This is a genomic window from Bradyrhizobium sp. CCGE-LA001 (genome assembly GCF_000296215.2).
Lineage (GTDB): Bacteria > Pseudomonadota > Alphaproteobacteria > Rhizobiales > Xanthobacteraceae > Bradyrhizobium.
Window position 1 is genome coordinate 2763004 of record NZ_CP013949.1, and the last position, 26853, is coordinate 2789856.

Sequence of the window (26853 nt, forward strand, 5' to 3'; positions counted from 1 at the left end):
TGCCCTATGCGGCGCGACCGACGGTCGAGCGCAAGCGCGGATCGACCACGGTGTAGAGGATATCGACCACCAGATTGATGGTGACGAAGATCAGCGAAACCATCAGCAGGTAGGCGGCCATGATCGGGATATCGACGTTTTGCACGGCCTGCACGAACATAAGTCCCATGCCCGGCCATTGGAACACGGTCTCCGTGATGATCGAAAATGCAATAACCGAGCCAAACTGAAGCCCGGCCACCGTGATCACGGGGATCAGCGTGTTCTTCAGCGCATGGCCGAAATGGATGGCGCGGGTGGTCAGCCCGCGGGCGCGAGCGAAGCGGATATAGTCGGTTCGCAGCACTTCCAGCATCTCTGCGCGCACCAGCCGCATGATCAGGGTCATCTGAAACAAGCCAAGGGTGATCGAGGGCATGATCAGTGCCTTCAGCCCTGACAGCGTGATCAGGCCCGTCGTCCACCAGCCGAGCTTGACCACCTCACCGCGGCCGAACGAGGGCAACCAGCCCAGTGTGACCGCGAACAGATAGATCAGGAGAATGCCGATCAGGAAGGTCGGCAGCGAGATGCCGATCAGCGACACCGCCTGGAATAGCTTGGCGAGCACGGTGTCGCGTCTCAGCGCCGAATAGACGCCCATCAGGATGCCGAGCACCATCGCAAAGACGGTCGCGCAGATTGCGAGTTCGAGGGTCGCGGGCATCCGCTCCATCAACAACGTCGAGACCGGCTGGCGGAACTGGTAGGAGACGCCGAACTTGAACTGAACGGCATCGGCGAAATAGCGCACGAACTGGACCGGCACGGGATCGTCGAGGCCGAGCGACTTGCGCACGGCTGCGCGCTCGGCCGCAGGCGTGTCGATCGAGACGATCTGGTTGACGGGGTCGCCGGCGAAGCGGAACATCGAGAACGCGATGATGCCGACGGCGAACATGACGCCGATGGCCTGAATGGCGCGGCGAAGAGTGAAAGCGAGCATGCCTTCCACTGACCTTGGGTGTGCGTGCGGCTGACGTCCTTGTCAGCCGGAAAAGGAAAGGTCCCGGACGCCTAACGCTTCCGGGACCTCGTGTTCAACGGACGCTATTCCTTTTTGGTCGCCCAATGGAACATGACCAGATTGTCGGCACGTTGCGGCAGGTTGACCTTCTTCGATACGCCCCAGGCCAGAGCCTGCTGGTGCAGCGGGATGTAGGCCCAATCCTTGATGCTGATTTCATACGCCTGCTTGATCAGCTGGTTGCGTTTGGAGGTGTCGGTTTCAACCAGCACTTTGTCCGTGATGGCGTCGAACTCCTTGTTGCAATAGCCGCCGAGATTGGCCTCGCCACGCGAAGATTTCGCATCGTCGCGGCAGCCCATGATGTCATAGAGCACGTTGTGGGAATCCATCGTGCTCGGCGTCCAGCCCAAGAGGTAGAACGAGGTCTGGTAGTTGCCCTGCTTCAAGACCTTGGCGAAATATTGAGCCTTCGGCTGCGCCAGCAGATTGATCTTGACGCCGATGCGGGCAAGCATGCCAACCACGGCCTGGCAGATCGCGGCGTCGTTGACGTAGCGATCGTTCGGACAATCCATGGTGACCTCGAAGCCGTCGGGATAGCCGGCCTCCGTCAGGAGCTTCTTGGCGCCGTCAGGGTCGAATTTCGGCCGCGTGAAGTCCTTGGAGAGCACGAACAATTCCGGGGCGATCATCAGCGCCGACGGTGTCGACAATCCGCGCATCACGCGCGTCTTGATCAGCTCGATGTCGATCGCCTTGTAGAAGGCCTCGCGGACGCGGACGTCCTTGAACGGATTCTTTCCCTTGACGTTGGAGTAGAGCAATTCGTCGCGGGTCTGGTCGAAGCCGAGGAAGATGGTGCGTAGCTCCGGCCCTTTCAGGACCTGCGCGTTCGGGCTGGAATCGACGCGGGAAATATCTTGGATCGGCACCGGCTCGATGACGTCGACTTCGCCCGACAGCAGCGCGGCGACGCGGGTCGCGTCGGAAGAGATCGGGGTGAAGATGATCTCCTTCAAATTACCTTCCACCTTGCCCCAATAGTTGGGGTTGGCCTTGAATACGGTCTTCACGCCGGGCTGATGGCTTTCGATCATGAAGGGGCCGGTGCCATTTTCATTGAGCGAGGCGTAGCTCGGCGTGGTCGCCGCGACCGGAGTCGGATCGACGACGTTGTTCGCCTCCGCCCATTTCTTGTCCATGATGTACCAAACATCCCACGAGTTATGCAGGATGGGGTTGGGCGAGGGCAGGATGAAGTCGACGGTGTAATCGTCGACCTTGACGACCTTGACGTCGGCTGCAAGGCGGGTCTGCATATTGGACCCCTTCTTGCGAACGCGATCCGCGGAAAACAGCACATCGTCGGCGGTGAAGGGATCGCCGTTGTGGAATTTCACGCCCTTGCGCAAATGGAAGCGCCAGCGGGTCGGCTCCGGAGTTTCCCAGCTTTCCGCCAGCGCCGGAATGATCTTGAGATCCTTGTCGCGCGCGGTCAGGCCTTGATAGACGTGGCCGAGGTGGGCGTGGGTGGTGCTTTCGTTAAGGGTATAAGGATCGAGCGACTTCAGGTCACCCTGGTTGGCATAGCGCAGCGTCTGGCTCAATGCCGGCGAGACCGACAACGCAAGCGCACCGGCGAGCGTCGCCGCAAACAGACTTCGACCTACTGACATTCTTGACCCTCTCCACACTGCCGTGCCGATGATTTTTGATTTGTTCGGCCGGCCGATGAATCCATGTTGCCCAGAGTTCTCGACCCGTGCAAGCGCCATCCAGCAAGGAACGCGCCAAAGTTGCGCCGCTGTGCAGCAATGCTGGTCATGCCGCTGGGCATAGAGGACTTGCGGCTTTCGACTTTGGTTGACCATACTTGGCCGATTGCGGGCGGGACATGTCGGGCCGGGATCAGGTCGCTTGCGTCGTACCACAAGTCGCGGCGATACTGCGACAGGCCGCTCGAATCTCATCCGGAGGGGATATGAAAGTTAACATTGAAATCGACTGCACCCCTCTGGAGGCCCGCCAATTCTTCGGTTTGCCCGATGTGGCACCGATGCAGACGGCGGTGATGGAGAAGCTGCAGCAGCAGGTGCTGAGCAACATCGAGAAGGTCTCGCCGGAATCGCTGATTCAGAGCTGGTTCACCTTCGATCCGAAGATTGCCGAGCGGTTTCAGGACATGTTCGTCACGATGGCGGGCCTCGGTGGCACGCGCAGCAGCGACAAGAAGAAATAGTGTCGCCCGGACGGGACGGGACGCTGGAAGAGGGCCGGCTTCGTCCGCCACCTTTCGGCCTGCTGTTGGCCGAGGCGCGCGGCTTGTTCGAGCTCAACGCGAGCCTGCTGCTCTCGCCGTTCCTGATGCGGGCGCCGAGGGGCGACGGCCATCCGGTGCTGGCATTGCCGGGGTTCCTCGCCAGCGACCTGTCGATGGCGCCGATGCGACGCTATCTCAGCGAGCTCGGTCATGAGGCACATGCCTGGCGGATGGGCCGCAATCTCGGCGGGGTGGCACGGATGCGGGATTCTCTGCGGTCGCGCCTGGCCGAGATCCACACCGCCACGGGACACAAAGTGAGCCTGGTCGGATGGAGCCTCGGCGGCGTCTACGCGCGCGATCTCGCGCTTTGGGCGCCCGACATGGTGCGTTATGTCGTGACGCTCGGCAGCCCCTTCGCCAACGACGTGCGGGCGACCCACGCGACGCGGCTCTACGAGGCGATGTCCGGCGAGCGGGTTGAAGATTTGGCCGCGTTGCGCGAGGCGATCGCCGGGGACCTGCCGGTGCCGACGACATCGATCTATTCGCGCGCCGACGGTGTCGTCAACTGGCGGACCTGCCTGCTGCGCCCGTCCGACCGCGCCGAGAACATCGAGGTGCACCTGGCGAGCCATATCGGGCTCGGCGTGAACCCCGCAGCGCTGTGGGCCGTGGCGGACCGCCTGGCGCAGCCGGAGGGGGAATTCGCGCCATTTGACCGGGCCGGGCCGTTTGCCATTGCATATGCCCCGGCGGAACAGGCAGTATCGGCCTGACGAGAAGCGCCACCAAGGCGACCGTCGAAATCTTGCGGGAGGGAACTATGGCTGACGGTAAGAAGCTGTCGTCACTGGACGCGTCGTTTCTCTATCTGGAAACGCCGGAAATGCCGATGCATGTCGGAAGCATGGCGATCTTTCGCCTGCCCGACGATTACAAGGGCGACTTCTTCGAAGACTTCAAGGCGATGATCGTCTCGCGCCTGCACATCGCGCCGATCCTCAAAGCACGCCTGGAGAAGGCGCCGCTTGACATCGATCATCCCTCCTGGGTCGAGGACGACCAGTTCGACATCGACCGTCACATCTTCCGCGCCAGCCTGCCGCAGCCGCGCGACCGCGCCACGCTCGAGCGCATCGTCGGCTGGATGCATGCCAAGCTGCTTAACCGCGCACGCCCGCTCTGGGAGTTTTACGTGTTCGAGGGCATGAAGGACAACGAGGTCGGGCTCTATTCCAAGATGCATCATGCCGCCATCGACGGCGGCGCCGGTGCGGCGCTGACCAACATGATCTACGACATCTCGCCGATCCCGCGGCAGGTCGATCCGCCGATGGCGGGAGCGAAGCCGGGGCAGGAGCCGCGCGACATCGCTGCGAACCTGCTCGATTCCTATCAGCAGCTGTTCAGCCAGCCGCTGGACGCTTCGCAGGTGGCGAAGAACCTGCAACTGCCCCGCACTGGCAAGAGCGACATCGGCTCGATCCTGTTCGACAATGCAATGTACCAGATCGAGAGCGCTGTGCGCTTTGCCGGCAACATCCCGACCGTGCTCAAAAGCGTGTCCGACGTGCTCGGCAAGGTCGCCGATCCCAAGTCGCGCGAGAGCCTCGCCAGCATGGTGTCGCCGCCGACCATGCTCAACAAGACCATCTCCTCGGAGCGCAGCTTCGCCGGCGTGTCGATCTCGCTGTCGCGATCCAAGGCGCTGGCCAAGCAGGCCGGCGGCAAGCTCAATGACGTCGTGCTGGCGCTCGCCTCCGGCGTGGTCCGCCGCTATCTCCGGCAATACGGCACCCTGCCGGCGAAATCCCTGACCGCCGCCGTGCCTATCTCGCTGCGCGAGGAGGGCAACACCGAGGCCAACAACCAGGTGTTCGGCATGATCTGCTCGATCGCGACCAACATCGACGATCCCAAGGCGCGGCTCGAGGCCATCATCGCGCAATCCACCAAATCCAAGGAGATGTCGCACCCGCTGCGGGCGCTGATGCCGCAGGTCTCCAACATCTCAATGCTGGGTGCGCCGATCATGGTGCAGATCCTGGCGCTGCTCTACAGCCGCTCGAACCTGTCCGACGTGCTGCCGCCGGCCGCCAACATCACGGTGTCCAACGTGCCGGGACCGCGGCAGACGCTCTACGCGGCGGGCGCAGAGCTCTTGCACATCTTCCCGGTGTCGATCTCGACCCACGGGCAGGCGCTCAACATCACCGTGCAGAGCTATCGCGACCAACTCGACTTCGGCTTCATCGTGGGCGCCAACATCATTCCGCATGTGCAGGTGATGTGCGACATGCTGCCGGAAGAGTTCGCCGCGCTAGAGGCGGCCTACGCGCCGCCGGCCGCGGACATCAAGGGCGCTGCCGAGTAGGAGTTCGTGATGATTGAAATGCCGCCGCTCAAGTTCGCGACGACGAACGGAATTCGCATGGGCTATTACGAAGCGGGCCCGGCCAACGACAAGCCGCCGGTCGTGCTGTGCCACGGCTGGCCCGAACTCGCCTTCTCCTGGCGCCACCAGATCAAGGCGCTGAGCGAAGCCGGCATCCGCGTGATCGCGCCCGACCAGCGCGGCTATGGCGCGTCCGATCGGCCCGAGCCGGTCGAGGACTACGACATGGAGCATTTGACCGGCGATCTCGTCGGTCTGCTCGATCATCTCGGGATCGATAAGGCGATCTTCGTCGGCCACGACTGGGGCGGCTTCGTCGTCTGGCAGATGCCGTTGCGGCATCCCGCGCGCGTCGCCGGGGTGGTCGGCGTCAACACGCCGCATTGGGACCGTGCGCCGGCGGACCCGATCGCGCTGTTCCGCCAGCGCTTCGGCGACCAGATGTACATCGTCCAGTTCCAAGATCCCGCCCGCGAGCCGGACAGGATATTCAGCAGCCGCGTCGAAGAAACCTTTGATGCCTTCATGCGCAAGCCGGTCGCGCGGCCGGCCGGTACGCCGGCCGAAGAACCGATTGCCGGCGTCGGTGCTTCGCCCCGGATCAACCTGGCCTTTCCGCAGATGATCGCGAATTACGACGCCAAGCATGATCCGCGGATGCCGATCCTGTCGGCCGATGAGAAGAAGGTGTTCGTCGATACATTCACGAAAACCGGCTTCACCGGCGGCATCAACTGGTATCGCAACTTTACCCGCAATTGGGAGCGGTCGAAGGAATTGGACCATCACGTCCACGTGCCATCATTGATGATCATGGCCGAGAACGATGCCGTGCTGCCGCCATCGGCGGCCGACGGCATGGAAAAGCTGATCGGCGATCTCGAGAAGTATCTGGTGAAGGACAGCGGCCATTGGACGCAGCAGGAGAAGCCGGAAGAGGTCAGCGCCAAGCTGATCGAATGGCGTAGAAGGCGGTTTGGCTAATCCGTCATTGCAAGCTCGTCATTGCGAGGAGCGAAGTGACGAAGCAATCCAGACCTGCCACAGCGGAAACATCTCTGGATTGCTTCGCTTCGCTCGCAATGACGGCGGTGAATATTGAGGCAGGGGGAAGCACTTTTAATGTCATCGAAGAACCGTCTGGATCCGATCCCGCATCCGCCGACCAAGCCGGTGGTCGGCAACATGTTGTCGCTCGATGCAGCCGCCCCCGTGCAGCATCTGACGCGGCTTGCCAAGGAGCTCGGTCCGATCTTCTGGCTCGACATGATGGGCTCGCCGATCGTCGTCGTCTCCGGCCATGATCTCGTCGACGAACTCTCCGACGAGAAGCGCTTCGACAAGACGGTACGCGGCGCGCTGCGCCGCGTACGTGCGGTCGGCGGCGACGGCCTGTTCACGGCCGATACCAGGGAGCCGAACTGGAGCAAGGCGCACAACATCCTGCTCCAGCCGTTCGGCAACCGCGCCATGCAGTCCTACCATCCGAGCATGGTCGATATCGCCGAGCAGCTGGTGCAAAAATGGGAGCGGCTCAACGCCGATGACGAGATCGACGTCGTCCATGATATGACGGCGCTGACGCTGGACACGATCGGCCTGTGCGGCTTCGAGTACCGCTTCAATTCGTTCTACCGGCGGGACTACCATCCCTTCGTCGAGTCGCTCGTGCGCTCGCTCGAAACCATCATGATGACGCGCGGCCTGCCGTTCGAGCAGATCTGGATGCAGAAGCGGCGCAAGACGCTCGCCGAAGACGTCGCCTTCATGAACAGGATGGTCGACGAGATCATCGCCGAGCGCCGCAAGAGTTCGGAAGGGATCGACGACAAGAAGGACATGCTGGCCGCGATGATGACCGGCGTCGACCGTGCGACCGGCGAGCAGCTCGACGACATCAACATCCGCTACCAGATCAACACCTTCCTGATCGCGGGCCATGAGACCACCAGCGGCCTGTTGTCCTACACGCTCTACGCCTTGCTCAAGCATCCGGACATTCTCAAGAAGGCCTATGACGAGGTCGACCGCGTCTTCGGGCCCGATGTCAATGCGAAGCCGACCTATCAGCAGGTGACGCAGCTCGCTTACATCACGCAGATCCTCAAGGAGGCGCTGCGGCTGTGGCCGCCGGCGCCCGCCTACGGCATCTCGCCGCTCAATGACGAGACCATCGGCGGCGGCAAGTACAGGCTTAGGAAGGGCACGTTCACCACCATCCTTGTGACGGCGCTGCATCGCGATCCATCGGTCTGGGGGCCGAACCCAGATGCCTTCGATCCCGAGAATTTCAGCAAGGAGGCGGAAGCCAAGCGGCCGATCAATGCCTGGAAGCCGTTCGGCAATGGCCAGCGTGCCTGTATCGGCCGGGGCTTTGCCATGCATGAGGCTGCGCTCGCGCTAGGCATGATCCTCCAGCGCTTCAAGCTGATCGACCACCAGCGCTACCAGATGCATCTGAAGGAAACGCTGACGATGAAGCCGGAAGGCTTCAAGATCAAGGTGCGCCCACGTGCCGACCGCGATCGCGGTGCTTATGGCGGGCCCGTCGCGGCCGTGGCTTCCGCGCCGAAGGCGCAGCGCCAGCCCACCACGCGGCCCGGCCACAACACGCCGATGCTGGTGCTGTACGGCTCCAATCTCGGCACCGCCGAGGAGCTCGCAACGCGCATGGCCGATCTCGCCGAGATCAACGGTTTTGCCGTGCATCTCGGTCCGCTCGACGACTATGTCGGCAAGCTGCCGCAGGAAGGTGGCGTCTTGATCATCTGCGCATCCTATAACGGCGCGCCGCCCGACAATGCCACGCAGTTCGTCAAATGGCTCGGCAGCGACTTGCCGAACGATGCCTTTGCCAACGTGCGTTACGCCGTGTTCGGCTGCGGCAACAGCGACTGGGCGGCGACCTATCAATCGGTGCCGCGCTTCATCGACGAGCAATTGGCGAAGCGCGGTGCGCGCGCGGTCTATCCGCGCGGCGAAGGCGATGCGCGCAGCGATCTGGACGGCCAGTTTCAGAAATGGTTCCCGGCCGCGGCTCAGGTCGCCACCAAGGAATTCGGCATCGACTGGAATTTCACCCGGACCGCGGAAGACGATCCGCTCTACGCGATCGAGCCGGTGGCGGTGACCGCCGTCAACACCATCGTGGCCCAGGGCGGCGCGGTCGCGATGAAGGTGCTGGTCAACGACGAGCTTCAGAATAGGAGCGGAGCCAATCGGTCGGAGCGCTCGACGCGGCACATCGAGGTGCAACTGCCGTCCAATCTGACGTATCGCGTCGGCGACCATTTGAGCGTCGTTCCGCGCAACGATCCCACGTTGGTGGATTCCGTCGCCCGCCGCTTCGGCTTCTTGCCCGCCGACCAGATCAGGCTCCAGGTTGCCGAGGGTCGCCGCGCGCAATTGCCGGTCGGCGCGGCCGTGTCGGTCGGCCGCCTGCTGAGCGAATTCGTCGAGCTGCAGCAGGTCGCGACACGCAAGCAGATCCAGACGATGGCCGAGCATACCCGGTGCCCGGTCACCAAGCCGAAATTGCTGGCCTTCGTCGGCGAGGAGGATGAGCCGCTCGAGCGTTATCGAAGCGAGATTCTGGCCAAACGCAAATCGATATTCGACCTGCTGCTCGAATACCCCGCTTGCGAGCTTCCGTTCCACGTCTATCTGGAAATGCTCTCCCTGTTGGCACCGCGCTATTACTCGATCTCGTCCTCGCCGTCGGTCGATCCGGCGCGTTGCAGCGTTACGGTCGGCGTGGTCGAAGGTCCGGCCGCCTCCGGCCGCGGTGTCTACAAAGGCATCTGCTCGAACTATCTCGCCAACCGGCGCGCGGGCGACGCGATCTATGCGACGGTGCGCGAGACCAAGGCCGGCTTCCGGCTGCCCGATGACCCTTCCGTGCCCATCATCATGATAGGCCCGGGAACGGGCCTTGCGCCCTTCCGCGGCTTCCTCCAGGAGCGCGCCGCGCGCAAAGCGAAGGGGGCGACCCTCGGACCGGCCTTGCTGTTCTTCGGCTGCCGTCATCCCGACCAGGATTTTCTCTACGCCGATGAGCTCAAGGCGCTTGCGGCGGGCGGCATCACCGAGCTGTTCACGGCGTTCTCGCGCGCTGACGGGCCGAAGACCTATGTGCAGCATGTGCTCGCCGCGCAAAAGGACAAGGTCTGGCCGTTGATCGAGCAGGGTGCGATCATCTATGTCTGCGGCGATGGCAGCAAGATGGAGCCCGACGTGAAGGTGGCCCTCGTCGCGATCCACGGCGAGAAGAGCGGCAGCGATGCCGCTGCCAGCGCACGCTGGATAGACGAGATGGGTGCGACGAACCGCTATGTGCTCGACGTCTGGGCGGGAGGGTAGGCCAAGCCCTCGCCGCCGTAGCCCGGATGGAGCGCAGCGCAATCCGGGGCGGTCTTTTCCTCACGAGAGAGTTTCCCGGATTACGCTTCGCTCCATCCGGGCTACGGATTAATCGTGCTAAAGCTCTGGCATGATTCCCTGGGAAAAGCTCGACACCGCCAAAATCCCCGGCTCCGACGAAGAGCTCCGCCTGATGCGGCGCGGCAAGGAGTTCTCCATCAAGCTCGGCACCAACGAGCTGATGAACAGCCGCCTGTCGGGCTCTGAAGCGGCGCTCGCGACGCTGGCGGCCAAGCAGATCGAGACGGTCGCAAAGCCGATCGTTCTCATCGGTGGCCTCGGCATGGGCTTTACGCTGCGCGCGGCGCTCGCCGTGCTCGGAAGCAAGGCGAAGATCGTAGTCTCCGAGCTGGTCCCGTCGGTCGTCGCATGGGCACGGGGTCCGATGGCTGAGGTCTTCGGCGACAGCCTCGATGATGCCAGGGTGAGCATCCAGGAAACCGACGTCGGCGAGATCATCCGGGCAAGACGATCGGCCTTCGATGCCATCCAGCTCGACGTCGACAACGGACCGGAAGGGCTGACCCGGAAGGGCAATGATGCGCTGTATAGCGCGAGCGGGCTCTCCTCGGCGAAGACGGCACTGCGGCCGGGCGGCGTGCTCGCCGTCTGGTCGTCCGGACCCAATCCGGCGTTCACCAGGCGTCTGCGCAGCGCCGGCTTCGACGTCAACGAAGTGAACGTTCGCGCCACCGGAAGAGGCGGCGGCGCCCGACATGTGATCTGGATCGCGAAGAAGAGCTAAGCTGCCTGGGCCGCCGCGCCATGTGCATGTTTGTCGATCGCGCCGATGATCTCCGGCCAGAACCGCATCGGCAGCGCGTGGCCCATCCCCTCGATCATCAGGAGCTTGGCGCCCGGGATCGACTCAGCCGTGTCCCTGCCGCCCTCGGGACGGACCAGGGGGTCGACGGTGCCGTGAATGACCAGCGTCGGAATCTTCACGCGGCGGAGCCGTTCCTTGCGGCTGCCGGAGGCAAGCACGGCGCGGAGCTGCCGTCCGACGCCGGCCGGGTTGAGCCCGCGCGCGAACACCCGCTCGGCCCGCCCGACGTCCAGCGCTTCCTCCTCGGGAAAATGCCCGGCGCGCAACACCTTCCAGGTCTGCCCGAAGCGAACCATGAATTCCTCCTTGCTGCGCGGCGGCGGCGCCATCAGCATGGCGGCCGCCTCGCGTGTCGGTCCCGGCACGCGCGGATTGCCCGTGGTCGACATGATCGACGTTAGCGACCGTACGCGCTGCGGAAACGACAGCGTCACCTCCTGCGCGATCATGCCGCCCATGGACGCCCCGACCAGATGCGCCGAGTTGATGCCGAGCGCGTCCATCAGCCCGACCGTGTCCTTGGCCATATCGATCAGCTTGTAGGTCGCCGCCACGGGAATCCGGAACAAGCGCAGCTTCAACAGCTCGAACGGCGTCAGCCGTTTGCCTCCCGTGAGATGGCTCGACTTGCCGATGTCGCGATTGTCGAAACGGATCACGCGAAAGCCGCGCGCGGCGAGCTGCTCGCAGAACGCATCGTCCCAATGGATCATCTGCGCGCCGAGCCCCATGATCAGCAGCAGCGGTTCGGCATTGTCGTTGCCGAAGATCTCGTAGCAGATGTCGATGCCATTGGCGCGGATGGTCTGGACGGTCACGGTCGCGATCCCTCGCTGCTGATCAATGCTGTATTGCACGCTTTGGCGCGGCAAAGAAGCCGTGAGTGCGGCACCGGGCTGCTTGCCGGTTGACCGGCCCCTCGCAACGGTGTGGTATGGCCGAAAAAGAAGGGCATCGAAGCTCTCGATTTCAGGAGGACGCCGATGACCGACAAGACCAATGACCCCGTCGCCATGTGGCAGAAGATGATGGGCGAGATGGAGAAGGGGTTCAACTCCTTCGCCAACCAGGCCATGTCTCGACCCGAGTTTTCCCAGGCGATGAACCGTGCGGGCGGAGTTGCTGCAGGTGCTCAGAAGCAGCTCGGCGAACTCATGGAGAAATATCTCGTCACGATGAACCTGCCGAGCCGGGAGCAGGTCACGGGACTGGCCGAGCGGCTCCAATCCGTCGAAGCCCAGATCGGCGAGATCAAGTCGATGCTGAGTCAGATGGCGGCAAGTTCCGGAATGTCGACCGGCCTGGACAGTGCGCCGCGGCCGCCGCGGACGAAGCGCCCGCCCTCCGAAGGCGGAGCGCAGACATGAACGCGCAAACGGGACTTGATTTCGCATCTATCCCGGAACGCATCCAGTCCGAGGTGCAACGTGCGATCCAGCGCAGCATCAAGGGCGTCGAATATTTCTCGACCTCCGGTCCCACGCTCGGCTCAACGCCCAAGGACGTGCTGCATTCGCGCGGCACGATGAGCCTTTATCATTACCGGCCGATGTCGGATGAGATCTACCGGGTGCCGGTGCTGATCGTGATGGCGACCACCAACCGCGGCTACATCCTCGACCTCGTGCCCGGCCAGAGCTTCATCGAATTCCTGCTCAGGCGCGGCTACGACGTCTACATGCTCGACTGGAGTGCGCCGCGGCCGGAGGAGAAGAGCCTGCGCATGGAGGACTACGTCCTCGACTTCATTCCGGATTGCGTCCGCCGCGTGCAGGCCGATTCCGGCGAGCAGGACGTCTCCGTCATCGGCTATTGCTTCGGCGGCGTGCTGTCGCTGCTGTACGGCTCGATCCACAAGGACGGGCCGATGAAGAATCTGATCTGCTTCACCACGCCGATCGACTTCCGCGAGATGAAGCTGTTCTCCAATTTCTCCGATCGCCGCTATTTCGACGTCGACCGTCTCGTCGACAGCGTCGGCAACGTGCCGCCGGAGATGATCCTGTCCTCGTTCGAGATGCTGCGCCCGGCCTCGCGCACGGTGAGCCAGATCCAGCTCTGGGAGAACATCTGGAACGACGAGTTCGTGAAGTCCTACCGGATGTTCGATCGCTGGGCGACCGACACGCTGCCGCTGGCCGGCGAATATTTCCGCACCATCACCAAGGACCTGATGTGGGACAACAAGCTGTTCAACGACACCATGTCGGTGGGCGGACGCGCGGCGAAGCTCGAAAATATCAAGGTGCCGATCCTGCATGCGGTGGCCGAGCACGATCACATCGTGCCTTATAATGCGGCAAAGCACCTGATCGCGAAGATCGGCTCCGAGGACAAGGAAGAGGTGATGCTGAAAGGCGGTCACGTCTCGCTGGTCGCCGGTGCCAACGCGGTGAAGCGGCTGTGGCCGAAACTGGACTCCTGGCTGGGAAAGAGATCGACATGAGTGAGCACCGTTCCTATCCGCGTCAGGTCAAGACCGATGCCGGCGATATCGAGGTTCGCCTGATGTCACCCGGCGACGAAGCCGCGGTGCTCGCCTTCGGCCAAGCTCTTCCGACCCATGATCTGTTGTTCCTGCCGCGCAATATCAGCCAGCCGAAGGTGCTCTCGGCCTGGGTCAAGGAGATCGAGCGCGGCGCCATCACGAGCCTGTTGGCGGTGACGGACGGTCGGGTCGTCGGTTGCGGCACGCTGGTGCGCGATCCGCATTCCTGGTCGCCCCATGTCGGCGAGATCCGCATGGTGGTCTCGTCCGATGTGCGCGGGAAGGGAGTGGGCAAGGCGTTGTCGCAGGAGACCTTTGCGCTTGCGCTCGGTGCCGGCCTGGAAAAGCTGTCGGTGCAGATGACGGTCGACCAGCAGGCCGCGATTGCCCTGTTCGAGAGCCTCGGCTTCAAGGCCGAGGCGCTGCTGCGCGATCATGTCCGGGACGTCGATGGCAAAACCCACGACATCGTCGTGCTCGGGCACAACGTCGCGCAGGTCCAGGCCCAGATGGAGGCTTATGGGCTGCCGGGTGCGGTCCAGCACTAGGAACCAGAGCTCGGGAACCTTCTGGCCGGAGAGGCAGCATATTGCCTCTTGTTAAGGCAGTTCACGATTTCGTGATATCGCAGCGCAATATGGATATTGCGACGCACAATTAACCGTGCCATATAAGCCGTGCCCCGGGCCAACGCGGACGGGGTGAGCCCATAGCTCAGACCAATGAGGATGGAGAGAACCCCATGACGACCGAAACCAACACCGCCTTCGAGGGCTTCAAGGACGCTTTCAAGAACATCCAGAATTTGGAAGTTCCTGAGGCTGCCCGCGAGTTCGTCAAGAAGACCGCCAACACCGCCAAGGACCGCGCCGCCGAAGCTTTCGCCGGCTCCGAGCGGGTGACCGCCGCCGTCGAGAACGCGGTGACCGAATCCGTCGCCGAGGCCGGCAAGATCAGCCGCAACATCCAGCAGGCGATCTACGAAGACGCCGAGGCGTTCTTCTCGGGCATCGACAAGCTCGCGTCTGCCAAGTCGGTCAGCGAGGCCGTCGAGATCCAGTCGAGCCTGCTCCGCGCACGCGGTGAAGTGTTCGTCTCGCGCGCCAAGGCGACCGCCGACTATTTCGGCAAGCTCGCCGCCAACGGTGCCAAGTCCGCTCAGGACAATTTCGCCAAGGTCTACACCAAGACCGCCTGATCCGACCTGACGGCAAACTGAATTCGAGGCCCGCTTCGGCGGGCCTTTGTTTTTGCGTTAGCCGCCGTCATTGAGAGGGCGCCCTTGCGACGAAGCAATCCAGAGTCTCTCCGTGGAAAGACTCTGGATTGCTTCGCTTCGCTCGCAATGACGAGTAGGGTGATGCAGTCATGATCCCACTCGCGACCTATTCCTTCGACACTCCCGGTGACGCCGAACGCGCGGCCGAGCTTCGCCGTGTGAAAACGTTGGCGACGCTGGTGCTGGCCGCGACCTTAGCGCTGTTCGTGATCGCAAAGTGGTTGTTGCCCGTGCATCCCGTCTTCGGCTTCATCGCGGCCTTCGCGGAGGCCGCGACCATCGGCGGGCTCGCCGACTGGTACGCCGTGGTCGCGCTGTTCAAGCGCCCACTCGGCCTGCCAATCCCGCATACCGCGATCATCCAGAGCAATCAGGCCCGCATTGCCGACAAGCTCGGCGAATTCATCCAGGTGCATTTCCTCGAAGCCGGCCCGGTCGAGGCCAAGCTGAAGGAAATCGATTTCGGCTCCTTCGTCGCCGACTGGCTGCGCGACCGCAAGCGCAGTGACGATCTGGCGCGCTTCGCGCTACGCCTGTTGCCGGAGGCCGTGTCTGCGACCGAGAGCTCCGGCCTGATGACCTTCATCATCCGCCGCATGTCGTCGCAACTCCAGGCGATCGACCTTGCGCCGCTGGCCGCCGGCACGCTGCGCGGCTTCGTGGCGGAAGGGCGGCACCAGATCCTGTTCGACGATCTCCTGCGCGTGATGCACGAGACGCTGAACCAGAAGGAAACGATGGCGATGATCCGCGACAAGGTGCGCGCGGAACTGCCGACCCTGCTGAGGCTCTATCGCGCCGACAAATTCCTGGTGAACAAGATCGTGGCGTCCGCGACCGCGTTCTTCAATGAGGTCCGCAGCGATCCCAAGCATCCGTTTCGCGGCGAGTTCGACCGCATGGTGCTGACCTTCGTCGATCGGCTCGGCACCGACCAAGCCTATATCGACCGCATCGACGGATTGAAGCGCGATCTCCTCGCGCGGCCCGAGCTTGCGGCCCTTGCCCGCACCGTTTGGGCCAACACGCGCTCCTTCATCGAGCGCAGCGCGAGCGGCGAGACGCAGGTGCTTCAGCATCATCTCGCCGGCATGTTCGTCGCCGCAGGTGAGGCGCTCGCGGGCGATGCCGAACTGCGCGGAGAGATCAACAAGGGCCTGGTGACCGTGCTGCGCAGCTTCGTCGCCGATCAGAAAGGCGGCGTGTCGACTTTCATCTCGGACCAGGTGAAGGCGTGGAATATGTCGCAGTTGATTTCGCTGATCGAAATCAACATCGGACGCGACCTGCAATACATCCGCTTCAACGGTTCGCTGATCGGCGGGCTGGCCGGACTTGCGCTCTACTCCGTAGAATTCCTGCTCCGATGGTTGTGACTTTTGCGTCACGGCCGTTGGCATTAACGCGCGGGCCTATTGTCGCCTCGCCTCTCTCCCGCTTGTATATCGGGAACCGGCCGCCTAGCTGATTCATGTTGCGCTGCGGAACGATCAAGAAGCCGGGGTGTTGGAATTCATGCCCATTTGTCGGCCTCGTAGCCGGCGGCCTTTCCAGGAATTCTTCCCAGGGGAAATTTGATGACTGCAACTGCCCAGACGCTGCGCCCGCCGTCCCGCACCTTGATGTTTCTGGAGGGGCGCGCGATCCACGAGTTCGGCGCATTCCTCGGCGCGCTGCCGCTGCTGAGCCTCGCGCCGCGCGGCGATGGGCATCCGGTGCTGGTGCTGCCGGGCCTCGTGGCCTCTGACACGTCCACGGGCGCACTGCGCGCGTTTCTGAGCAGCAAGGGTTATGCGGTGGCTGGTTGGCGCCAAGGCCGTAACTACGGCCTGCGGCCCGGCGTTCAGGACGCGATGCTCGATCAGATCCGGGAGCTCAACGACACCCACGGCCGCAAGATCAGCCTGGTCGGTTGGAGCCTTGGTGGCATCTATGCGCGCCAGCTTGCCAAGATGGTGCCGGACAGCGTGCGCCAGGTGATCACGCTCGGCAGCCCCTTCGCCGGCGATCCGCGCTCGACCAACGCATGGCGCGTCTATGAATGGGCGAGCGGGCGCAAGGCCGACGAGGTCGATCCGCGTTTTGGCGGTGAGCTCGCCGCGCCGCCGCCGGTGCCGACCACCGCTATCTTCAGCCGGACCGACGGCGTTTGCGCCTGGCAAGGCTGCATGGAGAAGTCGGGCGCACAGACCGAGAGCATCGAGGTCGAAAGCAGCCATTGCGGCATGGGCCATCATCCCGCGGCGGTCTATGCGGTCGCCGACCGTCTCGCGCAGAAGGACGGCCAGTGGCGCCCGTTCGATCGCAGCGGCTGGCGCAGCATGGTGTATCCCGACCCGCATCGGTAGTGCACTTCTTCACCTCGCTGTCAGCGGGGAGGAGACAAGGCGTCGCTCGCGTCCATTGTCGCGCCCGCACCAAACGCGCTATGCCTCGCGCATGGCGCATCCGTTGTCCCGCATCATCGACCAGCTCAAGCGCGAGCCGTCGCGCACCGGCTCCATCGTCATCACCGTGTTTGGCGACGCCATCGTGCCGCGTGGCGGTGTGGTGTGGCTCGGCACGCTGCTGCAATTCTTCGAAGGCCTCGACATCGACAGCGGCGTCGTGCGGACCGCGATGTCGCGCCTTGCGGCGGACGGCTGGCTGATGCGCGAAAAAGTCGGTCGCAACAGTTTTTACCGGCTCGCGGACAAGGGCCGCCAGACCTTCGAGGCCGCCACGCGTCACATCTACGATCCGCCGCCGTCCGACTGGACGGGCCGCTTCGAGTTGCTCCTGATCGGCAATGGGGAAGACCGCGACGCCTCGCGCGAAGCGCTCCGCAATGCCGGCTTCGGCAGTCCGCTGCCGGGCGTCTGGGTCGCGCCGTCGGGCGTGCCGGTTCCGGACGAAGCCGCAGGCGCGATCCGTCTCGAAGTCTCGGCGGAGGATGACAGCGGCCGCCGTTTGCTCAGCGCGAGCTGGCCGCTGCAGCGCACCGCGGATGCCTATCTGAAATTCATGAAGACCTTCGAGCCACTTCAGGCCGCACTCGCGCGCGGCACCGATTTGTCGGAAGCCGATGCCTTCACCGCGCGCATCCTCCTCATCCACCACTACCGCCGGGTCGTGCTGCGCGATCCGCTGCTGCCCGAGAGCCTGCTGCCGTCGGATTGGCCGGGGCGGGCCGCCCGCGACCTCTGCGGCGAGATCTATCGCGCGCTCCTTGCTCCATCGGAGCAATGGCTCGATGGCCATGGAACCAACGAGAAGGGAGCCTTGCCACCGGCCCGGAAGCTCCTGGAGCGAAGGTTTGGCGCCTGACGTACATGTTACAGAAATATCTTGCATGAACTAATTTGTGTTATATATTCCCTCCCAACAAATCGGGAGGATGCGCATGTACACCCAGGCGCTGAACACGGCCGAGACCGACGATCGCGGTCTGGAGGACGCTGGCAAAGCCGCGCAGTTTCAGGCCCGCATCGATGCCGAGGAGCGCATCGAGCCGAACGACTGGATGCCGGCGGCCTATCGCAAGACGCTCACCCGCCAGATTTCCCAGCACGCTCATTCCGAGATCGTCGGCATGCTGCCCGAAGGCAACTGGATCACGCGGGCGCCGACACTGCGTCGCAAGGCGGCGCTGCTCGCCAAGGTGCAGGACGAGTGCGGCCACGGCCTCTATCTCTACGCCGCCGCCGAGACGCTCGGCACCTCGCGCGAAGAGCTGGTCGATGCCATGCTCGCGGGCAAGGCCAAATATTCCTCGATCTTCAACTATCCGACGCTGACCTGGGCCGACATCGGCACCATAGGGTGGCTGGTCGACGGTGCCGCGATCATGAACCAGATCCCGCTGTGCCGATGCTCCTATGGTCCCTATGCGCGGGCGATGATCCGCGTCTGCAAGGAGGAGTCCTTTCACCAGCGCCAGGGCTATGAGATCATGCTGACGCTGTGCCGCGGCTCGGACGAGCAGAAGGCGATGGCGCAGGACGCGCTAAACCGCTGGTGGTGGCCTGTGCTGATGATGTTCGGCCCGCCCGATGCGACGAGCCAGCACAGCGACACCTCCACGAAGTGGAAGATCAAGCGCTTCTCGAACGACGAGCTGCGCCAGAAATTCGTCGATGCCACGGTGCCGCAGGCGCACTATCTCGGCCTCACCATTCCCGATCCCGGCATGATCCAGGATGCTGACGGGCACTGGCGCTACTCTGAGATCGACTGGACCGAGTTCAAGCAGGTGCTTGCCGGCAACGGCCCCTGTAATCGCGACCGCATGGCTGCGCGCCGTAAGGCGCATGAGGAGGGCGCCTGGGTGCGCGAGGCGGCGGCCGCCTATGCAGCCAAGCGCGCGCAGCGTCAGACAGCTCAGGCTGCCGAATAGGGAGATCACGATGGCCACGCCGAACACGCCGCTGTGGGAAGTCTTCATTCGCAGCCGCAACGGGCTCGCGCACAAGCATGTCGGATCGCTGCATGCGAGCGACGCGACGATGGCCCTGCAGGCCGCCCGCGACATCTACACCCGACGCGGCGAGGGCTTGTCGATCTGGGTCGTCCCGTCGACCGCGATCACCGCAAGCGATCCCGCCGAAAAGGGCATGATGTTCGAGCCGGCGGAATCGAAGATCTACCGGCACCCCACCTTCTACGAGGTGCCGGAAGAAGTGGGGCACATGTGATGGCCGTCGCCAACATCCAGGTCTCCGAAACGCCGCTGGTGCTTTACGCGTTGCGCCGGGCTGACGATGCGTTGATTCTCGGCCACAGGCTGTCGGAATGGTGCGGGCATGCGCCGATGCTGGAAGAGGACATGGCGCTCTCCAACATCGCGCTCGATCTGATCGGTCAGGCGCGGGAGCTCTACAGCTACGCCGCCAAGGCCGAGGGCAAGGACAACGACGAGGACAAGCTCGCTTATCTGCGCGACGTCCGGCAGTACCGCAATCTGCTGCTGGTCGAGCAGCCCAATGGCGATTTCGCCCACACGCTGGTGCGGCAGTTCTTCTACTCCGCCTTCGCCGATCTCTACTGGCGGGCGATGATGACCTCGCGCGACGCGACGCTTGCGGCGATTGCGGCCAAGTCGGAGAAAGAGAGCGCCTATCATCTGCGCCATGCCTCGGAGTGGATCATCCGGCTTGGCGACGGAACGGACGAAAGCCATGCCCGGGCGCAAGGAGCGATCAACCATCTCTGGGCCTTCACTGGCGAGATGTTCGCGGTCGACGAGAGCGAGCGCGCCCTGATTCGAGCCGGTATCGCCGTTGATCCCGGGAGCTTGCGCGGCCACTGGTTGGCGATCCTGTCCGATGTCGTCCGCGAGGCGACGCTCGAATTGCCGCAGAACGACTGGATGCAGCAGGGCGGTCGCTCCGGCCGGCACAGCGAACATCTCGGTCACCTCCTGTCCGACTTGCAGTCGATGCAGCGTACCTTCCCGGGGCTGACATGGTGACGGTGCTGGAGCACGATTGCGATCTGCGCCAACGCGCCTGGAACGTTGCGGCGAGCGTGGTCGATCCGGAAATCCCGGTGTTGACCATCGCCGATCTCGGCGTGCTCCGCGACGTTATAGTCGACGGCGATGATGTCGAGGTCGCGATCACGCCGACCTATTCGGGCTGCCCCGCCATGAACATGATCGCGCTCGAAATCGAGATCGCGCTGGAACGCGCGGGCTTCCGTCGTTCGAAGGTGCGCACGGTGTTGTCGCCGGCCTGGACCACGGACTGGATGAGCGAGGAGGGGCGCCGCAAGCTGCGGGCCTACGGCATCGCGCCGCCGCACGCTGCAAGCTCTCGCCGCGCCCTGTTCGGCGAGCAGGCCGTCGCGTGCCCGCAATGCAGCTCCGACAAGACCGAGCTGCTGTCCGAATTCGGCTCGACCTCCTGCAAGGCGCTGTGGCGCTGCAAGTCCTGCCGCGAACCCTTCGATTATTTCAAGTGTCATTGAGGCCCGTGATGCCAACCTCATCGTCATTGCGAGCGCGGCGAAGCAATCCAGTCTGTTTCTGCGGTGACAGTCTGGATTGCTTCGTCGCAACGGCTCCTCGCAATGACGGTTCGAATCCGGGGTGCCCGTAATGTCCGCCGCCGCACCGCGCTTTCATCGACTTGCCGTCAGCGATCTCCGCCGCGAGGCCTCCGACGCTGTCTCGATGACCTTTGCCATCCCCGGCGAGCTCGCTGGCGACTACGCCTTCACGCCGGGCCAGTACCTCACCCTCCGCGCCTCGCTCGATGGTGAGGAGGTTCGCCGCTCCTATTCGATCTGCTCCGGACCGGACGACGGCGAAATCCGTATCGCCGTCAAGAAGGTCGACGGCGGCGCGTTTTCGAGCTGGGCGGCCGACGAGCTGAAATGCGGCGACGAGCTCGATGTGATGACGCCGACCGGCCGCTTCGGCGTGATCCCGCCGGCCGATAGCGGGCGCATCCATGTCGGCTTTGCCGCGGGATCCGGCATCACGCCGATCCTGTCGATCGTCAAGGGGATCCTCGCGCGCGAGCCGGACAGTGGCTTCTTCCTGTTCTACGGCAACCGCACCAGCGACAACATCATGTTCCTCGAGGCGTTGGAGGAACTGAAGGACCGCTTCATCGATCGCCTCTCGATCTTCCACGTCATCTCTGGTGAGGAGCAGGACATCCCGATCCTGCATGGCCGGCTCGACGGCGACAAGGTGAGGGTGCTTTTGCGCTCGCTGGTGCCGGCGGCAAGCGTTGATCACGTCTTCATCTGCGGGCCATCAGGCATGAGCGAGGACATCGAAGCGACCTGCCGCAGTCTCGGCATCGCGGAAGAGCGTATCCATGTCGAGCGCTTCGTCTCCGAGTTCGGCGGCAAGCCGCGGCCGAGGAAGGCTGTTGCGCCCGACGCGCCGCCGAAGGCGATCGCATCGCTCATCATCGACGGCAAGCGTCGCGACGTGCCCGTTGCCGAGGACGAGGCGATCCTCGATGCCGCGCTACGGGCTGGCGTCGATCTGCCCTTTGCCTGCAAGGGCGGCATGTGCTCGACCTGCCGCGCCAAGCTGGTCCAAGGCGAGGCGCCGATGGACATCAACTATTCGCTGGAACCCTGGGAGCTGAAGGCCGGATTCGTCCTGACCTGCCAGGCCAAGCCATCGTCGGAGCGGGTCGTGGTCGATTACGATCATGTTTGACAGTTTCGGCCAGGCAGCAGAGCATCGTGGGTAGACATTTGACCGGGAGAAGCGCGTGAACGTCAAAGCTGCCCTGTCGCCTGAGGATATTGCCCGCGCCTGCGCCGACGCGATGTGGGCGGAGGACGACGCCTCCAAGGGTCTCGGCATGGAGATCATCGAGATCGGTCCGGGCTTCGCGACGCTGGCGATGATGGTGCGGCCGGACATGGTCAACGGCCAGCGCATCGCCCATGGCGGCTTCATCTTCACGCTCGCCGATTCCGCGTTTGCATTCGCCTGCAACTCGCACAACGAGCGCGTCGTCGCGGCGCAGGGCCAGATCACCTTCATCAAGCCCGGCAAGCTTGGGGATCGCCTCGTCGCAAAAGCGCGCGAAGTCACCCGCGGCGGCCGCTCCGGCATCTACGACGTGCGCGTAACCGTAGACGATACCGTCATCGCGGAATTCCGCGGGCATTCGCGTGTCATTCCGGGCACGTGGCTGCCGCAGCAAGACAAATAAGAAGAACGAACCAATGTGGGGAAACGAGGATGGCTCTGACGAGACGCAAGGAAGGTGGCAGCACCTATAGCGCCGAGATGGACGCGCAGGAGCGCGCCTCGCGCGACGAGATCATGGCACTGCAGAAGCAGCGAGTGGCCTGGTCGCTGAAGCACGCCTATGACAATGTCACGCATTACCGCAAGGCATTCGATAAGGCCGGCGTGCACCCGTCCGACTTCCGCGAGCTCTCCGATCTCGCCAAATTTCCGTTCACGGTGAAGACGGATCTCCGCGACAACTATCCCTTCAACATGTTCGCGGTGCCGCGCGAAAAGCTGGTGCGCGTGCACGCCTCCTCGGGCACGACAGGCAAGCCGATCGTCGTCGGCTATACGCAGGCCGACATCGACACCTGGTCCGCCGTGATGGCGCGCTCGATCCGCGCCGCTGGTGGCCGCACCGGCATGATCATCCACAATGCATACGGGTATGGACTTTTCACCGGCGGCCTTGGCGTGCACTACGGCGCGGAAAAGCTCGGTTGCACCGTGGTGCCGATCTCCGGCGGCATGACCGAGCGGCAGGTGCAACTCATCAACGATTTCCGCCCTGACATCATCACGGTGACGCCGAGCTACATGCTCGCGATCCTCGACGAGTTCAAGCGGCAGAAGCTCGATCCGCGACAGTGCTCGCTCAAGATCGGCATTTTTGGCGCGGAGCCCTGGACCAACGCAATGCGGGCCGAGATCGAGGACGCCTTCGACATGGATGCGACCGACATCTATGGCCTCTCGGAAGTCATCGGCCCCGGTGTCGCGCAGGAATGCATCGAGACCAAGGACGGGCTGCACATCTGGGAGGACCATTTCTACCCGGAAGTGATCGACCCCGAGACGGGCGCGGTGCTGCCCGACGGGGAGAAGGGCGAGCTGGTCTTTACCTCGCTCACCAAGGAAGCTTTCCCGGTGATCCGCTATCGCACCCGCGACCTGACGCGGCTTCTCCCGGGTACGGCACGTCCGGGCATGCGGCGCATGGAGAAGGTGACGGGCCGCTCGGATGACATGATCATCCTGCGCGGCGTCAATCTGTTCCCGACCCAGATCGAGGAAGTGCTGCTCGCGACCGATTGGTGCGGCGGCCATTTCGTCCTGGAGCTGACCCGCGAAGGGCGGATGGACGAATTGACCATCATCGCCGAGGCGAGGTCGGAAAGCTGGGACGGTCGGGGGCTCGTCGATCATGCCGAGCGCGTCTCGACCCACATCAAGAACACGATCGGCATCAGTTCGAGGGTGGAGGTAGTCGCGCCGGCCACGCTGGAACGCTCGCTCGGCAAGGCCAAACGCCTCTACGACAAGCGGCCCAAGGACTAGATCTGCCCCTCATGGTGAGGACGCGCGTAGCGCCGTCTCGAACCATGAAGGCCTGGCTGCACCAGCGGCTCTGCATCCACCGAGACGCTTGCTCTGCGGGCTCTATGAGGGGAGGCGGTTGACTCGGCTTCCCTCAGAGGCGACAAGGCCGGCGAGAAATCACGGGTCTTCCGATGTCGCCAGCCGATGCCAAAACAGTCGAAGCGCGCTGCGTGCGCCTCAATGCCAAGGCCGAAAACGCCGCTGCGCTCGCGCCGGCGATCGAGCATCACGCGCTCACGCGCGGTGCGGACGACCTCCTGATCGAGGTGAAGGCTGCGGCAGTCAATCCGTCCGACGTCAAGGCTGCGACCGGGCTGATGCCCTACGCCGTGTTCCCGCGCACACCCGGCCGTGATTATTCCGGCGTGGTGATCGACGGGCCGGCCGGCATGATTGGCCAAGAGGTGTTCGGCTCGTCCGGGGATCTCGGCATCCGCCGCGACGGCACCCACGCATCCCATCTCGTGGTCGAAGCCGATGCCGTGGTGGAGAAGCCGAAGGCAGTGTCCTGGGAGGAAGCCGCGGGCATCGGCGTTCCCTTCGTCACGGCCATGGAAGGCTTTCGCCGGGCCGGCGTTCCGAAGCGTGGCGAGACCGTGCTGGTGTTCGGCGTCAACGGTAAGGTCGGCCAGGCCGCCGTGCAGATCGCGACTTGGCAAGGCGCAGACGTCATTGGCGTGGTGCGCAAGGCGGAGGCCTATGAAGGCCACGCTAATACACCCATCGAGGTGATCGACGCCTCTGCGAGCGATGTCGCCACGCGCGTACGCGAACTGACTGGCGGCAAAGGTGCTGACATCGTCTTCAATACGGTCGGCGATCCCTATTTCCAGGCGGCTCACAAGTCGCTCGCCTTGCGCGGCCGGCAGATCCTGATCGCCGCGATCGACCGCATCGTGCAGTTCAACATTCTCGAGTTTTATCGCGGCCAGCACACTTATGTCGGCATCGACACGCTGGGTCTGTCCTCGGCCGCAACCGGCGCTGTGCTTCGGGGCCTCAGCCCGGGCTTTGCGAGCGGGCATCTGAAACCGTTCCCAATCAAGGCAGACGCTGTTTATCCGCTGGACCGCGCCAAGGAGGCTTACGTCGCCGTCGCGGGCTCCTCGCGCGACCGCGTGGTCCTGAAGCCTTAGAAATGGAGTCGTCCGCTCAACTCGTCATCCTCGCCGGCCTCGTCATTGGATTGATCTATGGCGCGGTCGGCTTGCTCAGCGGTTTCTGCCTGATGAGCAGCGTACGCGGCTGGCTTGCTGAGGGGGATGGGCGGCTGGTGCGCACCTATGCGCTGGCGATGGCCGTTGCGATCGCCGCGAGCCAATTCCTCGCGGGCAGCGGCACGGTCGATCTCGGCAAATCGATCTATCTCCAACAATCCTTCTCGGTGCCCGTGCTGTTCCTCGGCGGCCTGTTGTTCGGCTACGGCATGGTGCTGTCGAACGGCTGCGGCTCGCGCGCACTGGTGCTGCTCGGGCGCGGCAATCTCAGGTCTTTCGTCGTCGTGATCGTGCTCGCCATCGCAGCGCAGATGACGCTGAAGGGCCTGATCGCGCCGGCGCGCATTGCGCTGGTTCAGGCCTCGCAGATCACCGTCAACGCGAATTCGCTGCCGTCGCTGTTGGCAACGTTCGGTGCGGCTGAAGCGACCTCGCGGGCGCTCGCGGCCTCTGCGATCGTCGTCGCGCTGATCCTGTTTGCATTCGCGCATCCGGCGTTTCGGCGCTCGCCGGGTCAGGTCGCGGCGGGCGTCATCGTCGGCCTGCTCGTCGCCGGCGGTTGGTCCGTCACCGGTTTCCTCGGCGCCGACGAGTTCAATCCAGTGCCGGTGACTTCGCTCACCTTCGTCGCGCCGATCGCCGATAGCCTGCAATACGCTATGCTCTCGACCGGCCTGACGCCCAACTTCGGCGTCGCGACGGTCGCCGGTGTCTTCGCTGGCAGCCTGATCACCGCGCTGGCCACGCGCCGTTTTCAGCTCGAAGGCTATTCCTCGCCGCGACACATGCTGCGTTCGGCCGGCGGCGCCGCGCTGATGGGTATCGGCGGCGTGATGGCGTTCGGCTGCTCGATCGGGCAGGGGCTCACCGGCCTATCGACGCTGGCGCTGGGCTCGTTCGTTGCCGTCGCCGGCATCCTGCTCGGCACCACGGCAGGCCTGCGCGGGAGCTTGCGGGTTCAGCCACTCGCGGTTGCCTGACCGCGCAGCAACCGGTCGCCGAGCGTCGCAAGACCGATGCCGGTGACAATCAGCGCGGCCGCGACCGCAAGACTCATGTCGATGGGTTCGCTCAGAAGGATCGCAGCGCTGGCGATGCCGACGAGCGGCGTTCCGGTGGTGCCGAGCGACGTCGTCAGGGCCGAGATGCTCTTGTTCACCATCGACATCGCCCAATAGGCCAGCACCGTTCCGATCAGTCCCGAATAGAGAAACAGCAACACGAGCCGCCACGACCACGCCACGTGCGGGAGGCCGTCCACGGCTGTCGCGCCGACCGACAGCACGACCGTTGCCACGAGCACCTGCCAGAACAAGAGCTGGAGCGGGGATCCGATCCAGCGATGCGCGCGCATATAGATGATGTTCGCAGCCCAGCAGATCGCGGCCAGGATGACCATGCCGGCGCCGAGCAGGACGTTGGTGTTGGTCCAGTCGATCGAGGACGGATTGAGGATGACGGCAAGGCCGATCAGGCCGAGCAGAGCGCCGGCGAGCTTTGGTGCGGTCAGCGTGTCCTTTCCGAGCAGGGGCGCGGCCAGTGCGACCCAGAGGGGCGTGGTGTAGCCGAGCACGACGCCCTTGCTTGCAGGCAGGAAACGAAGGCCACCCGCAACCAGGATCGAGAACAGCGTCATGTGCAGCAGCGCCACGCTCAGGATCACGGGAATGTCGCGCCGCTCCGGGATCACCAGATTGTTGCTGAGGCCGAGGAGCACGAACAAGCCAGCCAGCGCGATCCAGCTCCGGATCGCCGCGCTCCACAGCGGCGGAACGAACTGCACGAGCTGCTTGGTCACCGACCAGTTCACGCCCCAGGCCAGCACCACGATGAGGAACAGGCCGATGGCGGTCCGGGGTGACAGGGTGCTCATGTCGCAGGTCCTTGAAG

At 63.9% G+C, this 26853-nt stretch carries 26 protein-coding genes; 22 read left to right on the plus strand and 4 right to left on the minus strand.

Features of this window, described 5'->3' with window-relative positions:
• Positions 1-4: 4 nt before the first annotated feature.
• Both BCCGELA001_RS12925 and BCCGELA001_RS12930 read right to left on the minus strand, forming a co-directional pair.
• The gene (locus BCCGELA001_RS12925) at positions 5-985 is read right to left on the minus strand and encodes an ABC transporter permease (protein WP_008550243.1); all 981 of its coding nucleotides are present in this window, start codon (positions 983-985) and stop codon (positions 5-7) included.
• Between the two features lie 104 nt (positions 986-1089).
• Positions 1090-2685 carry an ABC transporter substrate-binding protein gene (locus BCCGELA001_RS12930; RefSeq protein ID WP_060735458.1) on the minus strand — a complete coding sequence of 532 codons (1596 nt, stop codon included), beginning with the start codon at positions 2683-2685 and terminating at the stop codon, positions 1090-1092.
• Between the two features lie 305 nt (positions 2686-2990).
• On the opposite strand from BCCGELA001_RS12930, the gene BCCGELA001_RS12935 reads away from it, so the two are divergent.
• The 6 genes from BCCGELA001_RS12935 to BCCGELA001_RS12960 all read left to right on the plus strand — a co-directional run bounded on the left by BCCGELA001_RS12935 (position 2991) and on the right by BCCGELA001_RS12960 (position 10831).
• Positions 2991-3248 (plus strand): DUF6489 family protein, encoded by a 258-nt coding sequence (locus BCCGELA001_RS12935; RefSeq protein ID WP_008550241.1) that lies wholly within the window; start codon positions 2991-2993, stop codon positions 3246-3248.
• Positions 3248-4048, plus strand: coding sequence for an esterase/lipase family protein (locus tag BCCGELA001_RS12940; RefSeq protein WP_008550240.1), 801 nt, complete (start codon positions 3248-3250; stop codon positions 4046-4048). The genes BCCGELA001_RS12935 and BCCGELA001_RS12940 overlap by 1 nt, the downstream gene beginning before the upstream one ends.
• A 47-nt stretch (positions 4049-4095) precedes the next feature.
• The gene (locus tag BCCGELA001_RS12945; RefSeq protein WP_060735459.1) at positions 4096-5646 is read left to right on the plus strand and encodes a wax ester/triacylglycerol synthase family O-acyltransferase; all 1551 of its coding nucleotides are present in this window, start codon (positions 4096-4098) and stop codon (positions 5644-5646) included.
• A gap of 9 nt (positions 5647-5655) precedes the next feature.
• Positions 5656-6651: an alpha/beta fold hydrolase gene (locus tag BCCGELA001_RS12950; protein ID WP_008550232.1), complete on the plus strand. Its 996-nt coding sequence runs from the start codon at positions 5656-5658 to the stop codon at positions 6649-6651.
• 138 nt (positions 6652-6789) lie between these two features.
• Entirely contained in the window at positions 6790-10026 is a 3237-nt protein-coding gene (locus tag BCCGELA001_RS12955) for a bifunctional cytochrome P450/NADPH--P450 reductase (protein ID WP_060735460.1), read from the plus strand.
• A 130-nt stretch (positions 10027-10156) separates the two neighbouring features.
• Complete coding sequence (locus tag BCCGELA001_RS12960; protein WP_060735461.1) at positions 10157-10831, plus strand: spermidine synthase; 675 nt, start codon at positions 10157-10159, stop codon at positions 10829-10831.
• Here BCCGELA001_RS12960 and BCCGELA001_RS12965 read toward each other — a convergent pair.
• A complete protein-coding gene (locus BCCGELA001_RS12965; protein ID WP_060737637.1) occupies positions 10828-11739 on the minus strand; it encodes an alpha/beta fold hydrolase in 912 nt (303 codons plus the stop codon). The genes BCCGELA001_RS12960 and BCCGELA001_RS12965 overlap by 4 nt on opposite strands.
• A gap of 156 nt (positions 11740-11895) precedes the next feature.
• On the opposite strand from BCCGELA001_RS12965, the gene BCCGELA001_RS12970 reads away from it, so the two are divergent.
• From BCCGELA001_RS12970 to BCCGELA001_RS13045, 16 genes are all read left to right on the plus strand, one after another.
• Entirely contained in the window at positions 11896-12279 is a 384-nt protein-coding gene (locus BCCGELA001_RS12970) for a hypothetical protein (protein WP_060735462.1), read from the plus strand.
• Entirely contained in the window at positions 12276-13358 is a 1083-nt protein-coding gene (locus BCCGELA001_RS12975) for a PHA/PHB synthase family protein (protein WP_008550224.1), read from the plus strand. The genes BCCGELA001_RS12970 and BCCGELA001_RS12975 overlap by 4 nt, the downstream gene beginning before the upstream one ends.
• Positions 13355-13948, plus strand: coding sequence for a GNAT family N-acetyltransferase (locus tag BCCGELA001_RS12980; RefSeq protein ID WP_008550222.1), 594 nt, complete (start codon positions 13355-13357; stop codon positions 13946-13948). The genes BCCGELA001_RS12975 and BCCGELA001_RS12980 overlap by 4 nt, the downstream gene beginning before the upstream one ends.
• Positions 13949-14142: 194 nt before the next feature.
• A complete protein-coding gene (locus BCCGELA001_RS12985; RefSeq protein ID WP_060735463.1) occupies positions 14143-14598 on the plus strand; it encodes a phasin in 456 nt (151 codons plus the stop codon).
• Positions 14599-14768: 170 nt separating this feature from the next.
• Complete coding sequence (locus BCCGELA001_RS12990; protein WP_008550209.1) at positions 14769-16055, plus strand: DUF445 domain-containing protein; 1287 nt, start codon at positions 14769-14771, stop codon at positions 16053-16055.
• Positions 16056-16256: 201 nt separating this feature from the next.
• Complete coding sequence (locus BCCGELA001_RS12995) at positions 16257-17027, plus strand: esterase/lipase family protein (RefSeq protein WP_060735464.1); 771 nt, start codon at positions 16257-16259, stop codon at positions 17025-17027.
• 91 nt (positions 17028-17118) lie between these two features.
• Entirely contained in the window at positions 17119-17985 is an 867-nt protein-coding gene (gene paaX, locus BCCGELA001_RS13000; RefSeq protein ID WP_008550206.1) for a phenylacetic acid degradation operon negative regulatory protein PaaX, read from the plus strand.
• A 76-nt stretch (positions 17986-18061) separates the two neighbouring features.
• The gene (paaA, locus tag BCCGELA001_RS13005; protein ID WP_008550205.1) at positions 18062-19054 is read left to right on the plus strand and encodes a 1,2-phenylacetyl-CoA epoxidase subunit PaaA; all 993 of its coding nucleotides are present in this window, start codon (positions 18062-18064) and stop codon (positions 19052-19054) included.
• A 10-nt stretch (positions 19055-19064) separates the two neighbouring features.
• On the plus strand, positions 19065-19352 hold the full coding sequence (paaB, locus tag BCCGELA001_RS13010) for a 1,2-phenylacetyl-CoA epoxidase subunit PaaB (protein WP_008136594.1): 288 nt from the start codon (positions 19065-19067) through the stop codon (positions 19350-19352).
• Positions 19352-20128, plus strand: a complete 777-nt coding sequence (paaC, locus tag BCCGELA001_RS13015) for a 1,2-phenylacetyl-CoA epoxidase subunit PaaC (protein WP_060735465.1) — start codon at positions 19352-19354, stop codon at positions 20126-20128. Before paaB ends, paaC begins: the two co-directional genes overlap by 1 nt.
• Complete coding sequence (gene paaD / locus BCCGELA001_RS13020; RefSeq protein WP_060735466.1) at positions 20122-20625, plus strand: 1,2-phenylacetyl-CoA epoxidase subunit PaaD; 504 nt, start codon at positions 20122-20124, stop codon at positions 20623-20625. Before paaC ends, paaD begins: the two co-directional genes overlap by 7 nt.
• Positions 20626-20755: 130 nt before the next feature.
• Positions 20756-21838: a 1,2-phenylacetyl-CoA epoxidase subunit PaaE gene (gene paaE / locus BCCGELA001_RS13025; protein ID WP_060735467.1), complete on the plus strand. Its 1083-nt coding sequence runs from the start codon at positions 20756-20758 to the stop codon at positions 21836-21838.
• Between the two features lie 55 nt (positions 21839-21893).
• Positions 21894-22343, plus strand: a complete 450-nt coding sequence (gene paaI / locus BCCGELA001_RS13030; RefSeq protein WP_008550202.1) for a hydroxyphenylacetyl-CoA thioesterase PaaI — start codon at positions 21894-21896, stop codon at positions 22341-22343.
• A gap of 29 nt (positions 22344-22372) precedes the next feature.
• The gene (gene paaK, locus BCCGELA001_RS13035) at positions 22373-23704 is read left to right on the plus strand and encodes a phenylacetate--CoA ligase PaaK (RefSeq protein ID WP_008550201.1); all 1332 of its coding nucleotides are present in this window, start codon (positions 22373-22375) and stop codon (positions 23702-23704) included.
• A 173-nt stretch (positions 23705-23877) separates the two neighbouring features.
• On the plus strand, positions 23878-24882 hold the full coding sequence (locus BCCGELA001_RS13040) for a quinone oxidoreductase family protein (protein ID WP_008550200.1): 1005 nt from the start codon (positions 23878-23880) through the stop codon (positions 24880-24882).
• Between the two features lie 2 nt (positions 24883-24884).
• Positions 24885-25943, plus strand: coding sequence for a YeeE/YedE family protein (locus tag BCCGELA001_RS13045; protein WP_060735468.1), 1059 nt, complete (start codon positions 24885-24887; stop codon positions 25941-25943).
• Here BCCGELA001_RS13045 and BCCGELA001_RS13050 read toward each other — a convergent pair.
• Positions 25922-26836 carry a DMT family transporter gene (locus tag BCCGELA001_RS13050; protein WP_060735469.1) on the minus strand — a complete coding sequence of 305 codons (915 nt, stop codon included), beginning with the start codon at positions 26834-26836 and terminating at the stop codon, positions 25922-25924. The two genes, BCCGELA001_RS13045 and BCCGELA001_RS13050, sit on opposite strands and share 22 nt — an antisense overlap.
• Positions 26837-26853 lie beyond the last annotated feature (17 nt).

What these genes read in the sequence shown, in the direction of transcription:
- BCCGELA001_RS12980 (WP_008550222.1), top strand. Translation starts at nt 13,355, where the DNA reads ATGAGTGAGCACCGTTCCTATCCGCGTCAGGTCAAGACCGATGCCGGC.
- paaD (WP_060735466.1), top strand. Translation starts at nt 20,122, where the DNA reads ATGGTGACGGTGCTGGAGCACGATTGCGATCTGCGCCAACGCGCCTGG.
- BCCGELA001_RS12955 (WP_060735460.1), top strand. Translation starts at nt 6,790, where the DNA reads ATGTCATCGAAGAACCGTCTGGATCCGATCCCGCATCCGCCGACCAAG.
- BCCGELA001_RS12990 (WP_008550209.1), top strand. Translation starts at nt 14,769, where the DNA reads ATGATCCCACTCGCGACCTATTCCTTCGACACTCCCGGTGACGCCGAA.
- BCCGELA001_RS13040 (WP_008550200.1), top strand. Translation starts at nt 23,878, where the DNA reads ATGTCGCCAGCCGATGCCAAAACAGTCGAAGCGCGCTGCGTGCGCCTC.
- paaK (WP_008550201.1), top strand. Translation starts at nt 22,373, where the DNA reads ATGGCTCTGACGAGACGCAAGGAAGGTGGCAGCACCTATAGCGCCGAG.
- BCCGELA001_RS12975 (WP_008550224.1), top strand. Translation starts at nt 12,276, where the DNA reads ATGAACGCGCAAACGGGACTTGATTTCGCATCTATCCCGGAACGCATC.
- BCCGELA001_RS13050 (WP_060735469.1), bottom strand. Translation starts at nt 26,836, where the DNA reads ATGAGCACCCTGTCACCCCGGACCGCCATCGGCCTGTTCCTCATCGTG.
- BCCGELA001_RS12935 (WP_008550241.1), top strand. Translation starts at nt 2,991, where the DNA reads ATGAAAGTTAACATTGAAATCGACTGCACCCCTCTGGAGGCCCGCCAA.
- paaA (WP_008550205.1), top strand. Translation starts at nt 18,062, where the DNA reads ATGTACACCCAGGCGCTGAACACGGCCGAGACCGACGATCGCGGTCTG.
- BCCGELA001_RS12925 (WP_008550243.1), bottom strand. Translation starts at nt 985, where the DNA reads ATGCTCGCTTTCACTCTTCGCCGCGCCATTCAGGCCATCGGCGTCATG.
- paaE (WP_060735467.1), top strand. Translation starts at nt 20,756, where the DNA reads ATGTCCGCCGCCGCACCGCGCTTTCATCGACTTGCCGTCAGCGATCTC.
- BCCGELA001_RS13045 (WP_060735468.1), top strand. Translation starts at nt 24,885, where the DNA reads ATGGAGTCGTCCGCTCAACTCGTCATCCTCGCCGGCCTCGTCATTGGA.
- BCCGELA001_RS12970 (WP_060735462.1), top strand. Translation starts at nt 11,896, where the DNA reads ATGACCGACAAGACCAATGACCCCGTCGCCATGTGGCAGAAGATGATG.
- BCCGELA001_RS12985 (WP_060735463.1), top strand. Translation starts at nt 14,143, where the DNA reads ATGACGACCGAAACCAACACCGCCTTCGAGGGCTTCAAGGACGCTTTC.
- BCCGELA001_RS12960 (WP_060735461.1), top strand. Translation starts at nt 10,157, where the DNA reads ATGATTCCCTGGGAAAAGCTCGACACCGCCAAAATCCCCGGCTCCGAC.
- BCCGELA001_RS12995 (WP_060735464.1), top strand. Translation starts at nt 16,257, where the DNA reads ATGACTGCAACTGCCCAGACGCTGCGCCCGCCGTCCCGCACCTTGATG.
- paaB (WP_008136594.1), top strand. Translation starts at nt 19,065, where the DNA reads ATGGCCACGCCGAACACGCCGCTGTGGGAAGTCTTCATTCGCAGCCGC.
- BCCGELA001_RS12930 (WP_060735458.1), bottom strand. Translation starts at nt 2,685, where the DNA reads ATGTCAGTAGGTCGAAGTCTGTTTGCGGCGACGCTCGCCGGTGCGCTT.
- paaC (WP_060735465.1), top strand. Translation starts at nt 19,352, where the DNA reads ATGGCCGTCGCCAACATCCAGGTCTCCGAAACGCCGCTGGTGCTTTAC.
- BCCGELA001_RS12950 (WP_008550232.1), top strand. Translation starts at nt 5,656, where the DNA reads ATGATTGAAATGCCGCCGCTCAAGTTCGCGACGACGAACGGAATTCGC.
- BCCGELA001_RS12945 (WP_060735459.1), top strand. Translation starts at nt 4,096, where the DNA reads ATGGCTGACGGTAAGAAGCTGTCGTCACTGGACGCGTCGTTTCTCTAT.
- paaX (WP_008550206.1), top strand. Translation starts at nt 17,119, where the DNA reads ATGGCGCATCCGTTGTCCCGCATCATCGACCAGCTCAAGCGCGAGCCG.